Origin of the sequence: Mesorhizobium sp. M4B.F.Ca.ET.017.02.2.1, from assembly GCF_003998955.1 — a bacterium.
Taxonomy (GTDB): Bacteria; Pseudomonadota; Alphaproteobacteria; order Rhizobiales; family Rhizobiaceae; genus Mesorhizobium; species Mesorhizobium abyssinicae.
In genome coordinates, this window is record NZ_RZOF01000337.1 from 1 (window position 1) to 6,888 (window position 6,888).

The window sequence follows — 6,888 nt, forward strand, 5'->3', positions numbered from 1 at the left end:
CCAACGCCGCGATCAAGGCGGCCGGCTATCGTTTTGCCTTCCCCGACTACCGCTCGGCCCTCGACCATATATGGGCCGACGGCAGCTGGCGCGAGGGCGAGCCGCGCAGCCCGATTAAACGCGCTGATTAAAGCGCGGCGCCGGGCATGCTATGATTCGCGTCGCGGCCGCTCTCGAGGCTCGGGCGGCGCGACAGGAGAGGGATGCGGCTTCATGGTGACCTCGTTGCGATCATTGCCCGTCAGACGGCCGTTCCTGACGGCGACGCTGGCGATCCTGGCGCTGGCCGGGCTGGCGGCGGGCGCGCTGACGGCTGAGCCGCGGGCAAAAGACCTGTTCGGGGCCGAGAAGCTGCCGGCGGTGGCGGCGGCGCAATCCTTCGGCTTCTATTCCAAGGGCTGCTTCGCCGGCGGCGTCGCCATTCCGATGGACGGACCGAGCTGGGAAGTGATGCGCCCCTCGCGCAACCGCCGCTGGGGCCATCCGGCGATGATCGCGCTGATCGAGAAGCTGGCGCGCGACGCGCATGCCGACGGCTGGCCCGGCCTTCTGATCGGCGACATCTCGCAGCCGCGCGGCGGGCCGATGCTGACCGGCCACGCGTCGCACCAGATCGGCCTCGACGCCGACATCTGGCTGACGCCGATGCCCAGCCGGCCGCTGTCGATGGCGCAGCGCGAATCGATGAGCGCAACGCTGATGGTCGACGAGAAGACGCATCTGGTGAAGGACGCGCTGTGGACGACGCGGCACACGCAACTGTTGAAGCGCGCGGCGAGCTATCCCGAGGTCGAGCGTATCCTGGTCAATCCGGGCATCAAGAAGAAGCTGTGCGACACGGTGAAGGGCGACCGTTCCTGGCTGCGCAAGATCCGGCCGTTCTGGGGCCACGACTATCATTTCCACATGCGCATCGGCTGCCAGCCTGGCTCGCACGCCTGCAAGGCGCAAGAAGCGACGCCGGCCGATGACGGCTGCGGCAAGCCGCTGGCCTGGTGGTTCACCGCGGAGCCCTGGCGCCCCAACAAGAACCCGGACGCGCCGAAGGCGCGCGACATCATGACGATGGCGAACCTGCCGAAGGAATGCCGGGCGGTGCTGGACGCGCCAAACCCGGCTTCGGCGGAAGCCGTCACCTATCATGGCGACGGCCTACCGATCGCGGGCGACAGCGTGCCGATCGCGGCCGCCGAACCGCCACCGCCCGTGGCGGAACCGACGGTGCCGGTTGGTGCCGCGGCGCTGCCGGCCTCGGCAAGCGCTTTTGCGCCGACCCCGAAAATCGGCATTCCACTGCCTCGGCCAAGGCCGGAAAACTGACGCCAGGCATTCCGGGCTAATTGTCGAAGCAGGCGCCGCCCCTCATCGCCCTGCCGGGCACTTCTCCCCGTATAGTGACGGGGAGAAGGGGGGCATGCCGCAGCGCTGGCACTCCTTCTTGAGACGCCTGTAGTCGGCGAGATCGCGAATGACAGCGTCCCTGTCCCCGTCACTATACGGGGAGAGGGTGCCGGCAGGCAGGCGAGGGGCGGCGCAGACGCTGAAAAGGACGAACTTCAAGCTGACGCGAGGCGGCTTTCCCTTTGCAAGCCCATGCGCTAGTTCAACGAAGAGACAAACGGCAGACTGCCGGAACGGGGACGAGCAATAGCATGGCAGGTGAAGACGAGACAACGCTGCGGTTTCCGGTCCTGATCGGCGACATCGGCGGCACCAATGCGCGCTTCTCGATCGTGCTCGACGCCAATTCGGAGCCGACCGAGCCGCAGATCGTCCAGACCGCAAATTTCAACACCATCGACGAGGCGATCCAGGCGGCGGTGCTCGACCGTTCCTCGGTGCGGCCGAATTCGGCCGTGCTGGCGATCGCCGGGCCGGTCGACGGCGACGAGATCCCGCTCACCAATTGCCCCTGGGTAGTGAAGCCGAGGCAGATGTTCGCCAATCTGGGGCTCAGCGAGGTCGTCGTGCTCAACGACTTCGAGGCGCAGGCGCTGGCCGTCGTCGCGCTCGGCGAGGAGCATATGGAGAAGATCGGCGGCGGCACGCCGGAACCGAACGCCAGCCGCGTCGTGCTCGGCCCCGGCACCGGGCTCGGCGTTGCCGGGCTGATCCATGCGCTCAACCACTGGATACCGGTGCCCGGCGAAGGCGGACACATGGATATCGGCCCGCGCTCGCCACGCGATTTCCAGGTTTTCCCGCATATAGAGCGGCTCGAAGGCCGCGTTTCCGGCGAGCAGATCCTGTGCGGGCGCGGCCTGGTCAATGTCTACCGGGCGGTGGCCAAGGCCGACGGCAAGCCGGCGCCGTTCAGCGCGCCGGCCGAGATCACCGGCGCGGCGCTGGCGAAGTCCGACCCGGTGGCGGAGGAGGCGCTGTCGCTGTTCGTCACCTGCCTCGGCCGCACCGCCGGCGACCTGGCGCTGGTGTTCATGAGCCGGGGCGGCGTCTTCCTCACCGGCGGCATCGCGCAGAAGATCGTGCCGGCGCTGAAAGCGGGCAATTTCCGCGCCGCTTTCGAGGACAAGGCGCCGCACAGCGCCTTGCTGCGCGCGATGCCGGTCTATGTCATCACGCATCCGCTGGCGGCGCTTCTCGGCCTCGCCGCCTATGCCAGGAATCCCTCGCTGTTCGGCGTGCAGACGGCGGGGCGGCACTGGCGGGTGTAGCGCTTCGCGCCCTGGTTGTCGGATCGCGAATCGCGCCGCGACGAAGTTTCGCCATAGGCAAGCCGCGACGGGAACGCTAAGAGGGGTGCCGAATTTCCAGACGGAACCACGGAACGACCCTCGATTTGAACCAGCTTCAACACCAAGCGATAGCCCGGCCCGGCGAGACCTGGGCGGTGCTGCGCCGCATCATCGCCGAAAACGGCCGCGAATACCGCTCAGCCTACATCTTCGCCACCCTGTGCCTGCTGACCGTGTCCGCAACGACGGCCTTCACCGCCTGGGTGATGAGCCCGGTCGTCAACCAGATCTTCTATGAGCGACGCGGCGATCTGATCGTGCTGATCTGCGCCGGGATCATGGGCTCCTTCACGCTGCGCGGGCTGGCCACCTATGGCCAGGCGGTGACGCTGGCGCGGATCGGCAACAATCTGGTGGCGCGCTATCAGCGCCGCATCTTCGACCACCTGATGAAGCTCGGCGTCGGCTTCTTCAACGACACCCGTTCGGGCCAGCTCGCCGCGCAGGTCAACGAGAACATCAACGGCATCCGCGACCTGTTGTCGATGACGCTGACCTCGATCGCGCGCGACGGCGTGACGCTGCTCGGCCTCATCTGCGTCATGATCTACCAGGATCCGCTGCTGTCGCTGTCGTCGCTGCTGATCGGACCGCCGCTGATCTACACCGTCGTCTATCTGATGCGCCGCGTACGCCGCATCGCGCGCGAATCCGTGCAGATCAACTCGCGGCTGATCGGCGCCATGCAGGAGGCGACGCAAGGCATCGCCATCGTCAAGGCGTTCACCATGGAGGGCGAACTGGCGCGCCGCATCGGCAAGCTCGCCGAGAGTGCCGAGCAGCGGGGCAACAAGATCGCTCGCGTCTCGGAGCGGCTGACGCCGATTTCCGACATGCTGGCCGGCCTCGCCGTCACCGGCGTCATTGCCTATTCCGGCTACCGGGCGCTGGTCCTCGGCCAGCCGCCGGGCGCGGTGTTCTCCTTCATCACGGCGCTGATCCTGGCCTATGATCCGGCGCGGCGTCTGGCGCGCATGCAGGTTGGCATGGAGCGGTCGCTGGTCAACGCGCGCATGATCTACGAGCTTCTCGACCAGCAGCCGCAGCAGGGCGATGCGACCGGCGCGGTCGAAGCGAGGATCACCACCGGCGAGGTGCGTTTCAATAATGTCTCGTTCCGCTATGCCGCCGACGCGCCGGTGCTCAAGGAATTGAGCTTTACCGCCGCCGCCGGCAAGGTGACGGCCATCGTCGGCGCATCCGGCGCCGGCAAGTCGACGCTAGTGGCGCTGCTGCAGCGCTTCTACGATGTCGAGGCCGGCAGCATCGAGGTTGACGGCCAGGACATTTCCAGGCTGACGAAGCATTCGCTTCGCAGCTCGATCGCCTATGTCTCGCAGGGGCCCTATTTGTTCGAGGGCACGATCCGCGACAACATCCGCTATGGCCGGCTTTCGGCCACGGATGCGGAGATCGAATGGGCGGCAAAGCAGGCGGCGGCGGACGAGTTCATCCGCCAGCAGCCGCAAGGCTACGACACGCCGGTCGGCGAAAACGGCGTGACGCTGTCCGGCGGACAGCGCCAGCGCGTCTCGATCGCCCGCGCCATCGTGCGCCAGGCGCCGATCCTTTTGCTCGACGAGGCGACCTCGGCGCTCGACAATGAGGCTGAGGCGCGCGTCCAGGAGGCGCTGACCCATGTCATGGAAGGGCGCACGACCATCGTCATCGCGCACCGGCTGTCGACCGTGGTGAATGCCGACCACATCATCGTGCTGGAAGAGGGCCGGCTGGTCGAGGAAGGCACCCATGCCTTGCTGATGGCCGATCCGCACAGCGTCTATGCCCGTTTCCACCGGGTGCAGGGCAAGAAGGGTCTGGGGCTTGTCGACGACGCCAAGCCCATCCAAACTCCGCCGCCGCGCAGCCGCGCGAAGAGGGCGGTCGGGAGAGAGGCATGAGCGAAACGGGCGATATGGGCCTGGTGGTGGTTGGCGCGGCCGGCCGCATGGGCCAGACGCTGATCCGCGCCATCCACACGATGCCGGGGGCGCGCGTCGCTGGCGCCGTCGAGCGGCCGGGATCGCCCTATCTCGGCAAGGATGCCGGCGAACTCGCCGGCATCGGCATCATCAACGTGCCGATATCGGACGATCCGCTGCCTGCCTTCGCCAAGGCCGACGGCGTGCTCGATTTCACCGCGCCGGCGGCGACCGTCGAATTCGCCGGCTACGCGGCGCAGGCGCGCATCGTCCATGTCATCGGCACCACCGGCTGCTCGGCGGACGACAACGCCGCGATAGCGGCAGCTGCCCGCCACGCGACGATCGTCAAATCAGGCAATATGAGCCTCGGCGTCAATCTGCTGGCGGTGCTGGTGGAGCAGGCCGCGCGCGCGCTCGACGGCGACGATTTCGACATCGAGATCCTGGAAATGCACCACCGCCACAAGGTCGACGCGCCTTCGGGAACGGCGCTTCTGCTCGGCGAAGCAGCGGCGGCCGGGCGCGAGATCCCGCTTGCCGGCAACGACGTGCGCGTGCGCGACGGCCATACCGGCGTGCGCAAGCCGGGCACGATCGGCTTCGCCACGCTGCGCGGCGGCTCGGTGGTCGGCGACCACTCGGTGGTGCTGGCCGGCACCGGCGAGCGCATCACGCTGTCCCACCATGCCGAGGACCGGGCGATCTTCGCGCGCGGAGCCGTAAAAGCCGCGCTTTGGGCTCGCGCGAAGAAGCCCGGACTTTATTCGATGCGGGACGTGCTCGGCCTGAGCTGAGGCGGCCTCTTCCAATATTTTTGTTCTACGCAATTCCGGACGGAAAACCGCGACACACTTTTCCTGGAATTGCTCAAACTCGAAGGAGCAAACATGTCGAGAACCCTCGTGCTCGTGCGCCACGGCCAGAGCGACTGGAACCTGAAGAACCTGTTCACCGGCTGGCGCGACGTCGACCTGACCGAGCAGGGCCATGCCGAGGCCAAGGCCGCCGGCCAGAAGCTCAAGGCACGCGGGCTGAAGTTCGACATCGCCTTCACCTCAGCGCTGATCCGGGCGCAGAAGACCTGCCAGCACATCCTCGACGCGGTCGGCCAGAGCGATCTCAAGACCATCCGTGATCAGGCGCTGAACGAGCGCGACTATGGCGATCTCTCCGGCCTCAACAAGGACGACGCGCGCAAGAAATGGGGCGAGGAGCAGGTGCATATCTGGCGCCGCTCCTACGACGTCTCGCCGCCCGGCGGCGAAAGCCTGAAGGACACCGGCGCGCGCGTCTGGCCCTATTACTTGCACGACCTGCAGCCGCACGTGCTGCGTGGCGAGACCGTGCTGGTGGCCGCGCACGGCAATTCGCTGCGCGCGCTGATCATGGCGCTGGACGGCAAGAGCGGCGAGGAGATCGTCAAGCTCGAGCTCGGCACCGGCGTGCCAGTGATCTACACGCTCAACGCCGATTCGACCGTGGCGTCGAAGGAAGTGCTGGAAGGCTGAGCTTTCGCCGGCGGCGGGAGCCAGGGGCGGTGGCTCTCCGGGCCAATCACCTCCGGTCTGATTTCCGTCCGCCCCTTTTTGCCCGACGCCTGTGCCGCCCCTCACCTACCTGCCGGCATCCTCTCCCCGTATAGTGACGGGGAGAGGGGCGCTGTCGTCGCCGATTTCGCCAATCACCAGGTTGCAAACAAGGCGCCGACGATGCGGCCGCCCCTTCTCCCCGTCACTATACGGGGAGAAGTGCCCGGCAGGGCGATGAGGGGCAGTGCCGACATCGGCAAAAAAGCGCGTTGACACACACCGCTTGCCCGCTTACATGAGCCCGCACCAGCCCAGATGGCGGAATTGGTAGACGCGCACGGTTCAGGTCCGTGTTCCGCAAGGAGTGGAGGTTCGAGTCCTCTTCTGGGCACCATCTATCCCGACTGCCAACGGGATTAGCGCCTTCCGCAGTGTTGTCGTTTTTCGCCGGCTTTCGCATCGGATGCCACTTGAGCGCGAATTGCGACGTTCGAGATTAGCCGCTGGCCTCTGACCTTCGTGACGAAGAGGCGAGGGCAGTGTCCCAACAAACCGCTTCAAACTCATCGGCCCCGGCGCTACGGTCCGCCCCATGGCCCCCTCCGTCAGCCCGACCATCGCCGCCCGCCGTGACCAGATGTTTCCTGTCCTGGCGGAAGTGGACATCGACTGTCTCTTATA

At 66.8% G+C, this 6,888-nt stretch carries 5 protein-coding genes, 1 tRNA gene and 1 pseudogene; all 7 read left to right on the forward strand.

Annotated features, from left to right (window positions below; all coding sequences use genetic code 11):
* Positions 1 to 131, forward strand: a pseudogene (locus EN738_RS36485) (NAD(P)-dependent oxidoreductase); the annotation flags it as partial.
* An 82-nt stretch (positions 132 to 213) separates the two neighbouring features.
* Complete coding sequence (gene mepA, locus EN738_RS28225; RefSeq protein ID WP_127286526.1) at positions 214 to 1,320, forward strand: penicillin-insensitive murein endopeptidase; 1,107 nt, start codon at positions 214 to 216, stop codon at positions 1,318 to 1,320.
* A gap of 332 nt (positions 1,321 to 1,652) precedes the next feature.
* Positions 1,653 to 2,672, forward strand: a complete 1,020-nt coding sequence (locus tag EN738_RS28235; RefSeq protein WP_127286527.1) for a glucokinase — start codon at positions 1,653 to 1,655, stop codon at positions 2,670 to 2,672.
* Between the two features lie 125 nt (positions 2,673 to 2,797).
* Positions 2,798 to 4,654 carry an ABC transporter ATP-binding protein gene (locus EN738_RS28240; RefSeq protein WP_189524344.1) on the forward strand — a complete coding sequence of 619 codons (1,857 nt, stop codon included), beginning with the start codon at positions 2,798 to 2,800 and terminating at the stop codon, positions 4,652 to 4,654.
* On the forward strand, positions 4,651 to 5,472 hold the full coding sequence (gene dapB / locus EN738_RS28245) for a 4-hydroxy-tetrahydrodipicolinate reductase (protein WP_127286528.1): 822 nt from the start codon (positions 4,651 to 4,653) through the stop codon (positions 5,470 to 5,472). The genes EN738_RS28240 and dapB overlap by 4 nt, the downstream gene beginning before the upstream one ends.
* Positions 5,473 to 5,565: 93 nt before the next feature.
* Positions 5,566 to 6,186: a 2,3-bisphosphoglycerate-dependent phosphoglycerate mutase gene (locus EN738_RS28250; protein WP_127286529.1), complete on the forward strand. Its 621-nt coding sequence runs from the start codon at positions 5,566 to 5,568 to the stop codon at positions 6,184 to 6,186.
* Between the two features lie 330 nt (positions 6,187 to 6,516).
* A tRNA-Leu gene (locus EN738_RS28260) sits at positions 6,517 to 6,601 on the forward strand.
* The last annotated feature ends 287 nt before the right edge of the window (positions 6,602 to 6,888 follow it).